At 72.3% G+C, this 16,602-nt stretch carries 14 protein-coding genes; 1 reads left to right on the top strand and 13 read right to left on the bottom strand.

Annotated elements, in window-relative coordinates; translation table 11 throughout:
* Positions 1-87 precede the first annotated feature (87 nt).
* The 10 genes from ABIC52_RS06640 to ABIC52_RS06595 form a co-directional block, all read right to left on the bottom strand.
* Complete coding sequence (locus tag ABIC52_RS06640) at positions 88-642, bottom strand: DUF2231 domain-containing protein (RefSeq protein ID WP_209676438.1); 555 nt, start codon at positions 640-642, stop codon at positions 88-90.
* Between the two features lie 91 nt (positions 643-733).
* Entirely contained in the window at positions 734-1,918 is a 1,185-nt protein-coding gene (locus ABIC52_RS06635) for an ABC transporter permease (RefSeq protein WP_209676436.1), read from the bottom strand.
* Positions 1,915-2,697 carry an ABC transporter ATP-binding protein gene (locus ABIC52_RS06630; RefSeq protein WP_354026923.1) on the bottom strand — a complete coding sequence of 261 codons (783 nt, stop codon included), beginning with the start codon at positions 2,695-2,697 and terminating at the stop codon, positions 1,915-1,917. The genes ABIC52_RS06635 and ABIC52_RS06630 overlap by 4 nt, the downstream gene beginning before the upstream one ends.
* Positions 2,694-3,734, bottom strand: coding sequence for an efflux RND transporter periplasmic adaptor subunit (locus ABIC52_RS06625; protein ID WP_126891299.1), 1,041 nt, complete (start codon positions 3,732-3,734; stop codon positions 2,694-2,696). Before ABIC52_RS06625 ends, ABIC52_RS06630 begins: the two co-directional genes overlap by 4 nt.
* A complete protein-coding gene (locus tag ABIC52_RS06620; RefSeq protein WP_354026922.1) occupies positions 3,731-4,204 on the bottom strand; it encodes a hypothetical protein in 474 nt (157 codons plus the stop codon). Before ABIC52_RS06620 ends, ABIC52_RS06625 begins: the two co-directional genes overlap by 4 nt.
* Before the next feature lie 29 nt (positions 4,205-4,233).
* A complete protein-coding gene (locus tag ABIC52_RS06615) occupies positions 4,234-4,740 on the bottom strand; it encodes a hypothetical protein (RefSeq protein WP_354026921.1) in 507 nt (168 codons plus the stop codon).
* Positions 4,737-5,930, bottom strand: a complete 1,194-nt coding sequence (locus ABIC52_RS06610; RefSeq protein ID WP_354026920.1) for a sensor histidine kinase — start codon at positions 5,928-5,930, stop codon at positions 4,737-4,739. The genes ABIC52_RS06615 and ABIC52_RS06610 overlap by 4 nt, the downstream gene beginning before the upstream one ends.
* The gene (locus tag ABIC52_RS06605) at positions 5,927-6,580 is read right to left on the bottom strand and encodes a response regulator (RefSeq protein WP_194074867.1); all 654 of its coding nucleotides are present in this window, start codon (positions 6,578-6,580) and stop codon (positions 5,927-5,929) included. Before ABIC52_RS06605 ends, ABIC52_RS06610 begins: the two co-directional genes overlap by 4 nt.
* Before the next feature lie 171 nt (positions 6,581-6,751).
* The gene (locus ABIC52_RS06600) at positions 6,752-8,920 is read right to left on the bottom strand and encodes an ATP-dependent Clp protease ATP-binding subunit (protein WP_126891304.1); all 2,169 of its coding nucleotides are present in this window, start codon (positions 8,918-8,920) and stop codon (positions 6,752-6,754) included.
* Between the two features lie 53 nt (positions 8,921-8,973).
* Entirely contained in the window at positions 8,974-10,368 is a 1,395-nt protein-coding gene (locus ABIC52_RS06595) for an MFS transporter (RefSeq protein WP_126891305.1), read from the bottom strand.
* Between the two features lie 76 nt (positions 10,369-10,444).
* Here ABIC52_RS06595 and ABIC52_RS06590 point away from each other — a divergent pair, with 76 nt between their 5' ends.
* Complete coding sequence (locus ABIC52_RS06590) at positions 10,445-11,626, top strand: acyltransferase family protein (RefSeq protein ID WP_354026919.1); 1,182 nt, start codon at positions 10,445-10,447, stop codon at positions 11,624-11,626.
* Between the two features lie 84 nt (positions 11,627-11,710).
* Here the strand turns inward: ABIC52_RS06590 and tatA are convergent, their stop codons facing one another.
* From tatA to ABIC52_RS06575, 3 genes are all read right to left on the bottom strand, one after another.
* Positions 11,711-12,001 carry a twin-arginine translocase TatA/TatE family subunit gene (gene tatA, locus ABIC52_RS06585; RefSeq protein WP_374109354.1) on the bottom strand — a complete coding sequence of 97 codons (291 nt, stop codon included), beginning with the start codon at positions 11,999-12,001 and terminating at the stop codon, positions 11,711-11,713.
* A 260-nt stretch (positions 12,002-12,261) separates the two neighbouring features.
* Entirely contained in the window at positions 12,262-13,728 is a 1,467-nt protein-coding gene (locus ABIC52_RS06580) for a sugar transferase (RefSeq protein ID WP_126891307.1), read from the bottom strand.
* A gap of 72 nt (positions 13,729-13,800) precedes the next feature.
* A complete protein-coding gene (locus ABIC52_RS06575) occupies positions 13,801-16,545 on the bottom strand; it encodes a glycoside hydrolase family 2 protein (RefSeq protein ID WP_354026918.1) in 2,745 nt (914 codons plus the stop codon).
* Positions 16,546-16,602 lie beyond the last annotated feature (57 nt).

The following is a 16,602-nucleotide window of genomic DNA, read 5'->3' as shown; positions in this document are numbered from 1 at the left end:
AACCAACACGAACGCAGGAACTCGGGACGCAGCAACGCCCGACCTGCCGGTGCAGATCGGGCGTTCCCGCAGGGGCTGCGTGGGGCGTCAGTCGTCGAACGGCACCCGGTCGCTCGACCCGACGCCCGCACGCTGCCGGTACGACAGGTGCCCGCCGAGGTACCCGCCGACGCTCACGACGGTGAGCCCGACGAAGCCGAGGGCCTTGCCCGCCGCGGTGTTGCCCTTCCGTCGCTGCCACCACGACAGCCCGAAGAACGTGATGCCGACCCAGTTGACGGCCTGGTGCACCCACCCCGTGCGGCGCTGCTCGAGCGAGAGCTCCGCCCAGTCGACGTACCCGGCGACCGAGGCGCTGCCCGCCGACGCGATCCCCACCCCGGTCAGGGTCTGCGCCGCGCGGGCGTTCCCCTTCCCGCCGATCAGGTCGAGGACGGCCGCCGAGATCCAGGCGCCGAGCGGCACCTGCACCATCAGCGGGTGGAGGGGGTGTCCGAACGGCACACCGTGCAGCAGCTGCCGCAGGGCCTTCGGCTTCGCGACCGCACGCACGACGCGCGTGTCGAGGTCGACGGCCTTGTCGAGCACGCTGGCGTGCTCGATGGAGTCGGTGAGGCGACGGATGATCGGCAGCTCTGGCATGCCCTGGACGCTAGGCCGCCGGGCCCGGTGCCGGTTCCAGGAACCGGCACCGGGCCTCCCGACCGGTGCGCCCGGCGGATCACGCGACCGGTCAGACCGCGGCGAGCGCCGAGGTGGGTGGGATGCGCGCGGCGCGTGCCGCCGGGTACAGACCCGAGACACCGCCGATCACCACCGTCGCGGCGAGTCCGCCCCCGACCGCCCACAGCGGGATCGTCACCGGCCACCCCTGCGCGACGGCGAAGACGATCGTCACCCCCACCCCGATCACGACACCCGCGACGCCGCCGAGGAACGACAGCAGGAGCGACTCGACCAGGAACTGGTCGCGGATGTTCCGTCTGCGGGCGCCGAGTGCGCGTCGGACGCCGACCTCCGCTCGTCGCTCGAGCACCGTGATCACCATGGTGTTCGCGACCCCGATCCCGCCGACCAGCAGGGCGACCCCGCCGATGCCGACGAGGAGCCCGGTGTAGGAGTCGTCCGTCGCGTTCTTCGCCGCCAGGGCGTCCGACGGGCGGGTGACCCCGACGTCCTGGGGTCGGTCGGGGCGGATCGAGTGGGCCAGGACCTTGCGTGCGTCGGCCACGCGCTCCGGGTCCACCCGCGTGTAGACCGCGGTCGGGTGTCCGTCGAAGCCCAGCTCCGCGGCCGTGTCCTGCGGGACGAACACCTGGTTGTCGAGGTCCGGCGCGAGCTGCAGGGGCGCGAGGACCCCGACGACCTGGACCGACCGACCACCGATCCAGACCGCCGAGTCCGCACGGAGTCGATCGATGCCCAGGTTGTGCGCGGCGGACGCACCGAGCACGACCTGCGGGGGCGCGTGCGGGGACGGGTCGACCCAGTGACCGGCCGCGAGCGAGCCGCCGAGCACGCCGGGGACGTCGCCCCACACGGCCATCACGCCGATGCCCTTCGTCTCGGCGGTCGGCACGAACGGACTGCGGAAGACACGGCCGGCCTCGGCCTCGCCGACGGCGGCGGCGCGCTGGACGACGGGCTGTCGGAGCGCCGACGCCACGGCCGTGGTCGGCAGGGGCGGAGGGTCGCCGAACCCCTGGGCCTTCGTGACCGTCAGGACGTTCGTCCCGAGTGCGTCGAGGACCCGGTCGAGCGCAGCCTTGCTCGACGACGAGATGCCCACGACGGCGATCATCGCCGCGATGCCGATCGCGATGCCGAGCGCGGACAGCACCACGCGGCCAGGGCGGGTGCGCAGCCCGAACACGCCGAGGCGGAGCAGGTCCCCGGCGCCGACCGATCGCGCGCTCACCGGCCGACCTCGGCCGGCGCGGGGGCGTCGCGGTCGTGTCGGAGGCGGTCGTCGGGGAGCGCATCACGGTCGTCGTCCTCCACCAGGCCGTCCCGCATCCGCACCCGCCGTGGCAACGAGGCGGCCAGGTCGAGGTCGTGGGTGATCACGACCACCGTCGTCCCCGCTGCGTTGAGCTCGCGGAGCAGCGCCACGACGTTCCGGCCGCTCGTGGTGTCGAGTGCCCCCGTGGGTTCGTCTGCCAGCAGGATCGTGGGGTCACCGACGATCGCGCGGGCGATGGCGACACGCTGCTTCTCGCCACCGGAGAGCTCGTGCGGACGGTGGCCCGTGCGGTGGCCGAGCCCGACCCGACCCAGTGCGTCCTCCGCGCGCCGGAGCCTCGTCCGTCGAGGCACACCGGAGTAGAGCAGCCCGTCGGCGACGTTCTCGGCCGCCGTCGCGCCCGGCTGCAGGTGGAAGTGCTGGAACACGAAACCGATGTGCTCCGCGCGGAGACGGGACAGGTCGTCGTCGCGCATCGCACCGACGTCGTGCCCGGCGATCGTGACGGAACCGGACGAGGGCCGGTCGAGCGTACCGATGGTGTTGAGCATCGTCGACTTGCCCGAACCCGACGGCCCGACGACCGCGACGAGCTCGCCGGCGGTGACGTCGAGCGACACACCGCGGAGGGCGTGGACGTCGCCGTAGGACTTGGTGACGTCCCGGAGGCGGACCACGGCGTCGTCCGGCCCGGCGCCGCGCGGCACCGCGCCCGAGAGCGTCGCGGCGCTCACGACGGCACCACGACCTCGTCGCCCTCGTGCAGATCACCCGTGACCGCGGCCCGGCCGTCGGCCACGAGCCCGACCTCGACGCGCACCCGCTCGGTCGCACCGTCGCGCCGGACGACGTCGACGCCGTAGCTGCCGCCGTCACCGGTCGCGACGAGCGCCTGCACGGGTACGGAGAGCACGTCGCGAGCGGTCTGTCCCGCGGCGACGACCTGAACGGACGCCGACTCGGGCACGTCCTGGTCGCCCGCGTCGAACGAGACGGTGACGACCGTCTCCGTCTTGCCGTCCGGTGACTTCTCCGTCTCGACGTCGACGACCTTCCCCTCGGCGGGGTCGCCGCCGTTCACCCGGACCTGCACGGTGGTGCCGACCGCGAAGCGCATCGCGTCGGCCTGGGACACCGTGGTGTTGACCACGCGCTTCGTGCTCGTCACCTGCAGGACGTCACCGCCCGCGGGTTGGCCGAGCTTCGCCGCGACGGACTCGACCCGCACGGCGCCGTCGACGAAGACGACGTCGTTCGCCGTCACGGTCCCGGTGACGTCGAGCCCGCGGTCCTTCTGCCAGCGCTTGACCGCAGCGAGGGTGCGGCGACCGAACACCTCGTCGACGGACAGGTCGTACCCGAGCGCGGCGAGGTTCTCGTTGAGCTGCCGGACGTCCGCGCCGCGCTCCCCCTCCTGCAGGGTGCGCCACAGCGGGGTGGTGCCGTACATCGCGCGGACCGGCCGCTCGTCGACCTCGTAGAGCGGTCGGTCGCGCTCGATGACCTGACCGGGCTGCGGCAACCAGGTGATCGTGCCGGACGCGGCGCCGGGGACGCCGACGGCGGCGCCGTACCCGAGCGACCCGGCGAAGACCTTCGAGTCGACCAGGTCGCCCTTCGTCACGGGGGCGGTCGCACGGTGGTGGCGGGTCTCAGCGGCGGAGGACTCCTGGTGTGGGCCGCCGACGACCGCCCAGGTACCGAGGCCGGCAGCCAGCACCGCGACGATGCAGGCTCCGGCGATCGTGGCACGCTTCGTGGTCGGGCTCACTTCGAGAACCCCTGCACGCCCTCGGCACCCGCGCAGCGCTCGTCGGCCTCGAGGAAGGCCTGCTCGTCACCCGCCGGCTTGTACTCGCCCTGTGCATCGAAGTCGTCCGGGTAGTCGGAGAACCCCTCCTTCCGCATGCACGCGGCGAGCTTGCGGGCGTACTCCGCCATCCCGGGGTCGCTGGCCTTCGCCTCCTGCGCCGCAGGCATGCCGAGTCCCTTCATGCACTCGTCCGAGTCGCGGTAGTACGCGTCCTCGTCGACGCCCTTCGGTGGGAGCACGTCCTTCTCTCCCACGTCGTACCCCTTGTCGCGCAGACAGGACGTCAGCTTCGCCAACATCTCGCGCTGTGAGGGCTCGTGGCTCGCCGTCGGCTGCGAGGCGGGTCCGGTGGCCGAACAGCCGGTCAGCAGGACCGGGACCAGCAGGAGTGCAGCGGCGATGCCGGTGAGGGTGGTGCGCTTGGGCATGGGTGGGGTCTCCTTCTCGGTGGGGGCGGTCAGTGGTCGAGCTGTCGGGTGTCCGGCGCGTGCTCCGCGATGCAGGCCGAGAGCGTCTCGTCGAACTCGGGCTCCTGCGCGCGCGGGTAGCCGCTGTAGTCGACGACCCCCGGCCGCTGTTCCGGGGCGTCGGGGTACCGCTCGCGGACACACGAGTCGACGGCTGCGTACTGGCGCTTCCACTTGTCCTGCTGCGCCGTGTCGGCCGGCTTCACGCCGAGCTCGGCACCGCAGTGCTGCGCGGCGCGGTCGAAGCGTTCCCGGTCGACGCCGGACGGCGCGACGACGGTTCCGCTGCGGACCTGGTCGTCCGACGGGTCCTCCACATCGAACCCCGCGTCGCGCATGCAGTCACCCCACCGCGACCCGAGGGAGACGGCGGACGTGCTGTCCTGCGTGGAGGCGGCCGGGGTTGCGGAGCACCCGGCGAGCGCGAGGGGCGCGGCGACGATGGCCAGCGCTGCGGCGACCCGGACGAGCTGGCGGGGAAGTGTCGTGTTCGTCATGACACCAGTGCACCGGGTGGGGTGTTTCGCGAGGGTGTCGTCGTCGGTTGCACGGACGAAACACCGACGTCGACGCGCAGCCCGCCCGAGGGCCGCGGCTCGAGGTGCACCTGCCAGCCGTGTGCGTGGGCGATGGCGCTGACGATCGACAGACCGAGCCCGCTGTGCCGCTTCGTCCCCGCCTGACCACCCCGGCGGAAGGGTTCGACCAGCGTCCCGACCTCGGCGGGGTCGACGACCGCGCCGGTGTTCTCGACGCGGAGGCCGTGCGGATCGATCCGGACCCAGATGTCCCCGCCCGGACGGTTGTACTCGACGGCGTTGTCGACCAGGTTGGCCACGAGCTGCCGGACCAGCAGCGGCTCGCCGGTGAGTCCGGGGGCGCTCGGGCCGGCCTCGACGTGGACCGTGACACCGGCACGGCACGCGTCGGCGGCGACCTGTGCCACCACGTCACGCACGACCGCGGCGAGGTCGATCCTCGACGTCCGTTCCTCGAGGCCCCGCTCGGCCTCGGCCAGGAGCAGGAGCGACTCCACCAGGTGCTCGGTGCGTCTGGTCTGCTCGAGGAGCTCGGCTCGCACGGTCGCGATCTCGCTCGGGTCCGCATCGTCCCGCAGGTCGATCTGCAAGGAGGCGCGTTGCACCGCGAGCGGGGTGCGCAGTTCGTGGGCGGCCTGCGCGACGAACCGGCGCTGGCTCGCGAAGGCCGACTCGAGACGGTCGAGCAGCGCGTCCACCGTCTGCGACAGCCGCCGGAGCTCGTCGTCGGGGCCGTCGAGGGCGATGCGTTCGTGGAGGGTCGAGGCCGAGATCCGGTTCGCCGTGGCGGTGATCCGGTCGATCGGTCGCAGCACGCGACGGCTCAGCCCCCAGCCGAGGAACCCGGCGACCACTCCGGCTCCCACGATGCCGACCGCGGACCACTGCCACTGCTCCGCCGCGACGACCTGCACGAGGGTGATCGTCCGTCCGGCCGCGCCGGTCGGGCCCCCGGGGTCGCCCTCGGTGTCCGTGGTCACCCTGACCGCTCCACTCCACGCCCCGGCGTCGCCCGACCCGTCGGGGGCGACGCTCAACGACCACTGGGACGCGAGGTTGACGAACACCAGGACCCCGGTCGTCAGCGCCATGGCCGAGACCGCGAAGGCGATCGCCGTCCGGGTCCCGATGCTCCACAGCCGGGTCACAGCGCGTACCCGCACCCGGGCACGGTCCGGATCGGGTCGGGCGGCCCGAGCTTCTTGCGGAGCTTCGACAGGGTCACCCGGACCGCCGCCGTGAACGGGTCGATGTTCACGTCCCAGACCTTCTCGAGGAGTTCCTCGGACGAGACGATGCGTCCGTCGGCGCGCAGCAGCACCTCGAGCACCCCGAGCTCCTTGGACGTCAGGTCGAGCGGACGACCGTCACGGGTCGCCACGCGTCGGTTCGAGTCGACGACGATCCCGTCGCGCTCGAGCACCGGCGGGACCGGTGCGACGCAGCGCCGGCCCAGCGCGCGGACCCTCGCGACGAGTTCCGGGTACTCGAAGGGCTTTGCCAGGTAGTCGTCGGCGCCGAGCTCGAGGCCGTGCACACGATCGGTGAGCGCCGTGGCTGCCGTCAGCATGAGGATCCGCGTGAGCGAACCGTGCTCAGCCAGTCGACGAGCGACCTCGTCACCGTGGAGTCCGGGGAGGTCGCGGTCGAGCACGACGACGTCGTAGTCGTTGACCGCGAGGAGCTCGTCCGCCTCGTCGCCGCGGTACGCCACGTCGACGGCCATGCCCTGTCGGGACAGCCCCCGCGCGACGACGTCGGCGAGGGCGGTCTCGTCGTCCACCACGAGTACACGCATGGCTGACATTCCACATGCCACCACTGACAAGATGCTGGACCGAGCCGGACGCCGACCGTCACCGCCCGCCGGCGCGACGCGGTGGACGCGACGCAGCGGAGGCCCGGGGCCGGCCTCGCGGACCGGCACCGGGCCTCCAGTGCGTCACCTGTGCCGCGGGGCGGCCGCGGGCTACTCCTCGACGATCTCCGCGAGTTCGAAGGGCTCGACCGTCAGCTCGTCGCCGCCTGCGGCGACGTCGACACGGACGGTGTCGCCGTCGCGCACGTCGCCGGACAGGATGGCCCGGGCGAGCCGGTCGTCGATCTGCCGCTGCATGAGGCGACGGAGCGGCCGCGCCCCGTAGACCGGGTCGTACCCGCGGTCGGCGAGCCAACTGCGCGCCGCTGGCGTGACGGCCAGCTCGAGCCGGCGGTCCGAGAGTCGACGGGCCAGCCGGTCGACGTACAGCGAGACGATCTGGCCGAGGTCCTCGGTCGTGAGCGCTTGGAAGACGACGATGTCGTCGAGCCGGTTCACGAACTCCGGCCGGAAGGCCTGCTGCACGAGCTCGCGCACCGCCTCCTCACGCTGGTCGGACGTCAGGGTGAGGTCGGTCATGAACTGCGAACCGAGGTTCGACGTCAGGATCACGATCGTGTTCCGGAAGTCGACCGTGCGGCCCTGCCCGTCGGTCAGGCGGCCGTCGTCGAGCACCTGGAGCAGGACGTCGAAGACCTCGGGGTGCGCCTTCTCGACCTCGTCGAGCAGCACGACGGAGTACGGGCGACGGCGGACGGTCTCGGTGAGCTGCCCGCCAGACTCGTACCCGACGTAGCCGGGCGGGGCGCCGATCAGCCGGGCGACCGAGTGCTTCTCGCCGTACTCGCTCATGTCGATGCGGACGAGCGCCTTCTCGTCGTCGAACAGGAACTCGGCGAGCGCCTTGGCCAACTCAGTCTTGCCGACACCGGTGGGGCCGAGGAACAGGAACGAGCCGGTCGGCCGGTCCGGGTCGGAGATGCCTGCGCGCGTCCGGCGGACGGCCTCGGACACGGTGCCGACGGCGCTGCGCTGCCCGATGATCCGCCGCCCGAGCTCGGACTCCAGGTGCAGGAGCTTCTCGGTCTCGCCCTGCAGCAGGCGTCCCATCGGGATGCCCGTCCACTGCGCGATCACGGCGGCGATGTCCTCGTCGGTGACGCTGTCGTTCACCATGCGGTCGGCGCTCTCGGCCTGCTCGGCCGCTGCGAGCTCGGCTTCGATCCGGGGCTTCTCGCCGTACTCGATGCGCGACACCGTCTCGTACTGCGCCTCGCGCTGCGCGCGCTGGCTGCGCATGTTGAGCTCGTCGAGCTGCTGCTTGAGCTCGCCGATGCGGTTCAGGCTCGCCCGCTCGGCCTGCCAGCGCTGCTCGAGCTCGTCGAGCCGCTCCTGGCGTCCGGCGAGCTCCGCGCGCAGGGTCTCCAGCCGCGCCTTCGACGCATCGTCCTTCTCCTGCTTCAGCGCGAACTCCTCGACGCGCAGCCGGTCGACGCTGCGCTTGAGCTCGTCGATCTCGACCGGGCTCGAGTCGATCTCCATGCGCAGTCGGCTGGCAGCCTCGTCGATGAGGTCGATCGCCTTGTCGGGGAGCTGGCGACCGGAGATGTAGCGGTTCGACAGGCTCGCCGCGGCGACCAGCGCGGAGTCGTTGATCGTCACCTTGTGGTGCGCCTCGTAGCGCTCCTTGAGCCCGCGGAGGATGGCCACGGTGTCCTCGACGCTCGGCTCCCCGACGAACACCTGCTGGAAGCGGCGCTCGAGTGCGGCGTCCTTCTCGATGTACTCGCGGTACTCGTCGAGCGTCGTCGCGCCGATGAGCCGCAGCTCACCGCGGGCGAGCATCGGCTTGAGCATGTTCGACGCCGCCACGGAGCCTTCGCCGCCGCCGGCGCCCATCAGGGTGTGCAGCTCGTCGATGAACGTGATGACCTGGCCGTCGGAGTCGTCGATCTCCTTGAGGACGGCCTTCAGCCGCTCCTCGAACTCACCCCGGTACTTCGCGCCGGCGATGAGCGCGGACATGTCGAGCGAGACGAGCCGCTTGTCCTTCAGCGAGTCGGCGACGTCACCCGCCACGATGCGCTGCGCCAGGCCCTCGACCACGGCGGTCTTGCCGACGCCGGGCTCGCCGATGAGCACGGGGTTGTTCTTGGTCCGGCGCGTCAGCACCTGGGAGACGCGGCGGATCTCGGCATCGCGCCCGATCACCGGGTCGAGCTTGCCGCTCCGCGCGATCGCGGTCAGGTCGACGCCGTACTGCTCGAGAGCGGTCTTCTGCCGTTCCTGCGAGTCAGGAGCGCCCTGGAGGTTCGCCATGCGGTCCGTCCTTTCCGTGCGGTGGTGGTGTACTTGAGTCTACTGCACTCAACTTACGAGCGCAGCGGTGCATTCCGGATCCCGACCGCGCTGACGAGCGATCCGGCGAGCAGCAGGAAGGCCATCACGACAGCCGCCCGGTGGAACCCCGCCGTGCTCATCCCACCACCGAGGACGACCCCGGCGAGCGCCACCATCACCAGGCTCGCGATCCGCGCGAGGGCGTTGTTGACCGCGGAGCCGACCCCGGCCTCGGACTCCGGCACCGATCCGAGGACCGCGCTCGTCAGGGGCGTGACCATCGTCGCGATCCCGACGCCGACGAGCACCAGCCCCGGCAACACCGACCACCAGTACCCGCCGGGGTCCTGTCCGGCACCGGTCATGAGCAGAGCCCCGACCGCCGCGACCGCCGGCCCCGCGGCCATGAACCATCGCGGTCCGTACCGGCCGGCCAGGGCGCCGACGGTCGAGGACAGGAACAGGAGCAGGAGTGTCGGCGGCAGCGTCGCGAGGCCGGCGAGCCAGGCCGGGAAACCCCAGACCTCCTGCACGAAGAGGGTCACGACGAAGCCCACCATGCCGAGCGCGCCGTAGATCGAGAGCGTCGCCAGGTTGCCGACCGTGAAGTTGCGAGCCCGGAAGAGCGCGAGCGGCACGAGCGGCGCCCTGCCTGCGTGGGTCACGTGTCGCTCCCACGGCACGAAGGCGAGCAGTGCGCCGGCCCCGACCACCAGTGCTGCGACCACGAGCGGCGACGACCAACCGAGTCGCTCCTGCTCGATCAGCCCGAGGACCACTCCGCCCACGCCGAGGACTGCGAGCACGGCGCCGACGACGTCGATCCGCAGTCGGCGCTCCGGGTGTACGTCGCCGGTGATCCGCGCGACCAGGACGATCGTGACGACGATGGGCAGTGCGGTGAGCACGAAGATCCAGCGCCATCCGAGCCCGTCGACGATCACGCCGCCGACCAGCGGTCCGAGGATCATCGCCGCGCTCGACCACCCCGTCCACGTCCCGATCGCCTTCGTCTGCGCCGGACCCCGGTACGCGGCGATGATCAACGCGAGCGAGCTCGGCGTGACGAGGGCGCCACCGACGCCCTGCAGCGCACGGGCGACGATGAGCACTGCGCCGGTGGGCGCTGCCGCGCACACGACCGAGGCCACGCCGAACACGACCAGACCCCAGGTGACGATGCGGACCCGACCGAACACGTCCGAGAGCGACCCCGCGACGAGGATCAGCGACCCGAGCGTGACGAGGTAGGCGTCGACCACCCACTGCTGCACGACGAGCCCGCCGCCGAGGTCCTGGCGGATCGCAGGGAGCGCCACGTTCACCACGCTCGTGTCGAGCCCGACGACGAACGACGCCAGGATCGCGACCACGAGCACCAGCCGGCGGTCGTCACGGAGCGGGGCCGTTGCGGCCGGAGCGGTCATGCGCCCATCATCCTCGTCGGGCTCACCCGGCGACCGGTTGCACCGGCGAAACAGCGCACTCGCCAGCATCGACCGCATGCACCACGTCACTCCACCTCATCGTCTACGACTCACCGGGCTCGACGCAGCGCGTGGGCTCGCCGTCCTCGGCATGTTCGCCGCCCACGTCGGAGCGGCCCACACCGCGTTCGACTGGTCGGACCCGTCGAGCTGGCCGGACCTGGTGAACGGCCGGTCCGCGATCCTGTTCGCGCTCTGCGCCGGCGCCTCCCTCGTCCTGCTGACCACCGGGCCCGGACCGGCCGGTCGGGTCCGCGACCGGCGCCACGTCCTCGCACGCGCCGCGACGCTCCTCGCGATCGGCGGGCTCCTGACCCTGGTGCCCGGAGGCGTGCTCGTCATCCTGCCGACCTACGCCGTGCTGTTCGTCGCCGCGCTGCCGTTCCTGCGGCTCCGACTCCGCTGGGTCGTCCTCGCCGCGGCGCTCTCCCTCGTCGTCGGACCCGTGCTCGCCCTCGTCGGGCAGGCCGTCGTCGACATGACCGGTGGCAGCAGCATCGCGGGGCTGCTGTTCACCGGGTACCCCGCTGTGTCGTGGTTCGGGATCGTCCTCGCGGGCGTGCTCGTGGCGCGACTCGGGCTCGACCGCACCGACGTCCTGCGCCGGGTGCTCCTGGTGGGCGCCGTGCTCGCCACGGCCGGGTACGGTGCCGGGGCCGCACTCGGCGCCGCACTCGGCATCACCGGGCCGGTCGGGACGATGATCCCCGTGGACCCGAGCGGCGGCAGCGTCAGCGGCTCCGCGCCGGTGGCGCCCGCATCCCCCGCAGGTGGTCCCGACGTCGTCGCTGAGAACCCGCCGTTCCCGAGCATCGAGTGGTCACGTCTGCTCGACGTGACCCCGCACGCCGGGTCGACCTTCGAACTCGTCGGTGCCCTCGGCGTCGCCCTCGCGGTGCTCGCTGCCCTCGGGCTCGTCGCTCGGCGTTCCCCGACGGTCCTGCTCCCGCTCAGCGCCGTCGGCCGTCTCGCGCTGACGCTCTACTGCGCGCACGTCCTGGTCATCGGCGTGTGGTCCCGGTCGGGCAAACCCGACCCACTGCCGGTCCTCGGCGGGTGGGGACCCTTCGTCGTCCTCCTCGTGGCCGCTGTCGTCGCCGCGCTGCTCGTGCACCGGTCCGGGCGTCGGGGTCCGCTCGAGGCGCTCACCCGACGAGCCGCCCGAGCACTCGATGACCCGCCGACCACGGCACCCTGACACCGAGCAGGACCGGACCCGAACGACGAAGCCCCCGCGACCGAGGTGGTCGCGGGGGCTGCCGACAGGACGGGGCTGGGTGTCCTAGTTCTTGGGCTCGGCGGTCGAGTGCACGTTCGGCTGCACCGAGGGGCCGGGGTTCACGACGGGCTGCGCGGTCGGCTGTGCCGTGCTCTGCGCGGCCGGGTCGGTCACGACGGTGTTCGCCGTGCCGTCGTCGTGCTTCTTCTTGTCGTCGCCCATCTCCTTCTTGAAGATGTTGATCGACTGGCCGAGGCCCTTCGCGAGCGCCGGGAGCTTGGTCGCACCGAACAGCAGGATGATGATCCCGAGGATGATCAGCAGGTGGATCCCCGTCAGGTTTCCGAGCATCATGTCTCCTTGTTCTGGGTCTGGCGACGCCCGACCGGTCATCGTCGACCGGGAGGGCGGAAGTCCGTCGTCCGATCATCGTAACGCGCCCCCGACCGGAAGCCCAGGCGGGAGCCGGAACGGACACCGTTCGCACAGACAGGACGCGCAGGACCGGCGACATGGCAGGACCACCTGAACGACAGCACCCCCGGAGGCCGCTGCTCTCCGGGGGTGCGCCGTTCCGGACGCGGGTCAAGGCGCGGCCGGGGTCGGTGAGGCGGCTAGTAGGCGCCGCGGGACCGCAGGACGGACGGGATCGTCCTGACGAGGATGACGAGGTCGTGCACGAACGACCAGTTCTCGACGTAGTGCAGGTCGAGCCGGACACCCTCGACCCAGTCGAGGTCGGACCGGCCACTGACCTGCCACAGTCCGGTCATGCCCGGCGTGACGAGCAGGCGCCGGTCGGCGAAGTCCTCGTACACGGCGACCTCGCTCGGCAGCGCGGGGCGGGGACCGACGAGGCTCATCGACCCGGTGAGGACGTTCCACAGCTGCGGGAGTTCGTCGAGCGACGTCCGGCGGAGGAACGCGCCGACCCGTGTCACCCGCGGGTCGCGCTGCAGCTTGAAGAGCGGACCGGAGCCCTCGTTGGCAGCGGCGAGTTCGGCGACCCGGGACTCGGCATCGACGCACATCGTGCGGAACTTCAGGATCGAGAACTCCTGCCCGCCCCGGCCGACCCGACGTTGGCGGAAGAACACCGGGTCGCCGTCGTCGAGCCGGATGGCGAGGGCGACGGCCACGAGCAGCGGACTGAGCACCACCAGGCCGATCGTCGCACCGACCACGTCGAGCAGCCGCTTGCCCCGGCGGCACCGGTAGTCGGGCGTCTCGACGTGCATGAGCGGCAACCCGTCGACGGGGCGCTCGTGCACGCGACCCGCGGCGATGTCGGCGAGGGGCGAGGAGACGACGAGTTCGACGCCGCACCCCTCGAGCTGCCAGCCGAGACGACGCAGGCGCTCGTGGCCGCCGGGGATCGCGCCGGCCACCACGACGGCGGCGACGCCGGTCGAGGTCGCGACGTCGAGCACGTCGTCGATCCCGCCGACGACCTCCGAGGTGCCACCGCCGAGGGCGACCTCCGTGCCGACGGCCGCGCAGTCGGTGACGACCGCGGCGACCCGGTAGCCGGCGGCAGGGGCGGCGGCGATGCGTCGCCCGACGTACCGGACGTCGTCCAGGTCGCCGACGAGCAGGACGTCGAGCAGCTGCCGTCCCTGGGCGCGCCGCCGGGCGACGACCGTGCGGACGACCTTGCGCCCGAGGGCGAGCAGGACCAGGCCGAGCGGGAACGCGATGGCCACGTACCCCCGCGCGATGTCGAGACGGACCGCGTACGCGATCACCGCCACGGCTGCGGCGGCGACGAGGCTCGCGGTCACGAGCCGTCGGTACTCGTCACCACCGACGCCGGCGATGCGGGGGTCGCGCGTCCGGAAGCCGGAGAGCAGGGCGGTCCAGAGCAGGATGATCGCGGGGGCCGTCACGACCTCGGTCCAGCCGGGGTTGGTCGTCAGGGAGGACCCCTCCCACGGGAACCGGAGCGCGTGTGCGACGCCGAACGCCACGACGAGCAACCCGAGGTCGAGCGCACCGACGACGAGCGAGAACCCCTGCGAGGCCCTCGCGGGGGTGCTCCGTCGGGGCGTGCTCGCCGACGGCCGATGCACTGCGAGCGACATCCAACACCTCCGGACGACGGCCGGCAGGGGTGGTCCGTGCCGGGTCCGGCCACACCGGACCCGTTCAGTATATCAGTGTGAAGTGCGAGATCCGACCCGAGTCAGAGCGTCCGTGAGGGACCAGAGCGCTGCGCCCTCCGTGAGTCGAGCAGCCTCCGCGTCGGACAGCCCGCGGACCCGGAAGCCCACGCGCTCGCCCGGCAGCAGCGTCATGAACCCGCGGTCGACGGTGCCGGTCGGGGCGATGCGGTCCGGCTGCACGAGCAGGTCCCGCACGAGCGACTCCGCCTCGACGACCAGGTCGTGTCCGTCGCCGTCGGCAGCAGGGGCGACCGTCGTGCGGTACCGCGCCGGCTCCCACCGCACGTCCTTGTCGGGCGAAGCGGTCCAGACCGCACGACGCCAGTCCATGTCCGCCACCACGAGCTCGCGGGTCGGATCGTCGAGGACGCCGACCGACTCCGGGAGGTCGACGACGGCGACGCCGGCCTCCGACAGCCGCACGGGCAGCGTGACCTCGGCGAGGATCCTGCCGGACACGTGCATGCGCCGGACCCGCACCACGCTGTCGCGCCCGCCGCGGGAGGACCGCACCGCGATCTCGACGGGCGAGTGCCCGAACGACCCGGGCGACACCCCGAGGGACAGGGTGTCGACGAGCCCACCGGACTCGGCGGCGCCGTCGGCGGTATCGGTGTCGGGGGTGGTCCGGGCCACCCCGTCGACGGGAGCCGACGTGTCGACGCGGTCCGCGCCTCCAGGCCGGTCTCCGGACGATGTCGGCACCACGTCGTCGTCAGCGGACGGACGCACGACGGGCCGGATCGCCAGCAGGACGTCGTCGTACAGGCGACGCAGCTCGTGGGCGAGCGGCTTGAGCCGTCCCGCGGAGTCGATCGCCGACCACGACGCCACCGGCCACAGGTCGTTCAGCTGCCAGACGATGACGCCGGTGTTCCGCGGCCAGTGCGTCCGCCAGTGCTCGACACCGGTGGCGATCGCCCGCGCCTGCTGCAGCTGCGTCAGGTAGTGCCAGCGGTCGAACTCGGCCGGATCCACGGACCCGAAGCGCGGCTCGATTCCCCGCGCCAGCTTGCCCATGCCGTCGTCGGCCTTCTGGTGGTGCACCACACCGGGCGAGTCGACGCGCAACGGCTCGTCGGTGACGGCGTCGCGCAGCGTGCGCCACGCGGGCGGCGCCTGCCACCCGAACTCGGAGACGAAGCGCGGCACCGAGTCGCGGTAGTGGTCGTCGGACAGCCGGTTCCAGACGTCCCACGAGTGGTGCGTCTCGTGGTCGACGTCGTTCGCGGGCAGGCTCTCGGAACCCGACCAGGGCGAGGCGACCGTGTAGAAGCGCGACGGGTCGACCGCGTCGACGATGGTCGGCAGCAGGTCGAGGTAGTAGTCGAGTCCCCAGCCACGATCGCCGAGTTCGTCGGCCCAGCCGTCCGCGTCGTGCAGCCAGATGTTCTCGTTGTTGCCGTTCCAGACCACGAGCGACGGGTGGCCGGCCAGGCGTGCGACGTTGTCCCGGGCCTCGGCGACGACCTCGCTGCGGATCGGCTCGATCTCGGGGTAGGCCGAGCAGGCGAACGCGAAGTCCTGCCAGACGAGCAGGCCGAGCTCGTCGCAGACGTCGTAGAAGTCGTCGGACTCGTAGACCCCGCCACCCCACACGCGGACGAGGTTCACACCGAGGTCCGCGGCGACGCCGAGCCGGTCGGCGATCCGCGCGCGGTCCACCCGCGACACGATGACGTCGTCCGGGATCCAGTTCACGCCGCGGACGTCGATGACGGTGCTGTTCACCACGACGGCGAAGGGCTTGCCGATCGTGTCGTCGGCGGTGTCGATCCGGGCTGAGCGGAAGCCCGTCTTCGCCGTCCGGCGGTCCAGGACCTCGCCGTCGACGGTCTGCAGCTCGACGGTCACGTCGTAGCGGGGCTGCTCGCCGTAGCCGCGCGGCCACCAGCGCCGCACCTCGGGCACGCGCACCGTGACGACCGTCTCGTCGTCCTTCGGCGTCAGCTGCGCCCGGGAACGCTGTCGGGTCGTCCCGCCGTCCACCGTCGGGCCGGCGACCGTGACGACGAGCACGAGGTCGTCGTCCTCACCGTCCTGGTCGAGGTCGTTCATCCCGGACCGCTCGACGCGGACGTGCGCGTCGAGGACGCCTTCGCCCGCCTCGACGTCGACGAGCGGCTTCACCTCGGCGAGCCGCGCCGTCGACCAGCGTTCGATCGCGACCGGACGCCACGGGCCGCTCGTCACCGCGGTCAGGCCCCAGTCCCAACCGAAGTTCGACGCCTGCTTGCGGATGTACGGGAACGGTTCGTCGTACGGTCCCGGCATCGAGCCGGCGCGGGCGGCGACCCGGCCGGCCTCGCGGTACGGCGACTCGAAGAGCAGCTCGAGCTCACGGTCGCCCGCGGCACCCGGCACGTCGTTGAGGTCGAACCGGTACCGCCGGTGCATGTTCCGGGTGGTGCCGACGACCACGCCGTCGAGGCTCAGCTCGGCGACCGTGTCGAGCCCCTCGCAGACGAGGTCGACGCGCTCGAACCCCCGCGGTGCGACGTCGACGGTGCGCCGGTAGGCCCAGTCGGCCCGCCCGACCCACTTCGCGCCGTCCTCGTTGCGGTCGACGGTCGGATCGGCGACGAGGCCCTCGCGTTCGAGGTCCGTGTGCACCTGCCCCGGCACCGTGGCGGGGATCGTGCGACCCGCGATCCCGGCCGGCGCTCCGGCCGGCAGCTGGTCGCCGGCGATCGCCACGGTCCAGTCGTCGCGGAGTTCCTCGCGCTCGAGGGTCATGCGGGTCCTTTGCTGGGCGGACGGGGAGGGCGGACAGGACCCGGCGGCGGCTCGTGG

Origin of the sequence: Curtobacterium oceanosedimentum, assembly GCF_040545555.1 — a bacterium.
In the GTDB taxonomy this organism is placed as follows: domain Bacteria; phylum Actinomycetota; class Actinomycetes; order Actinomycetales; family Microbacteriaceae; genus Curtobacterium.
This window is presented reverse-complemented; position numbering and strand designations above follow the sequence as displayed.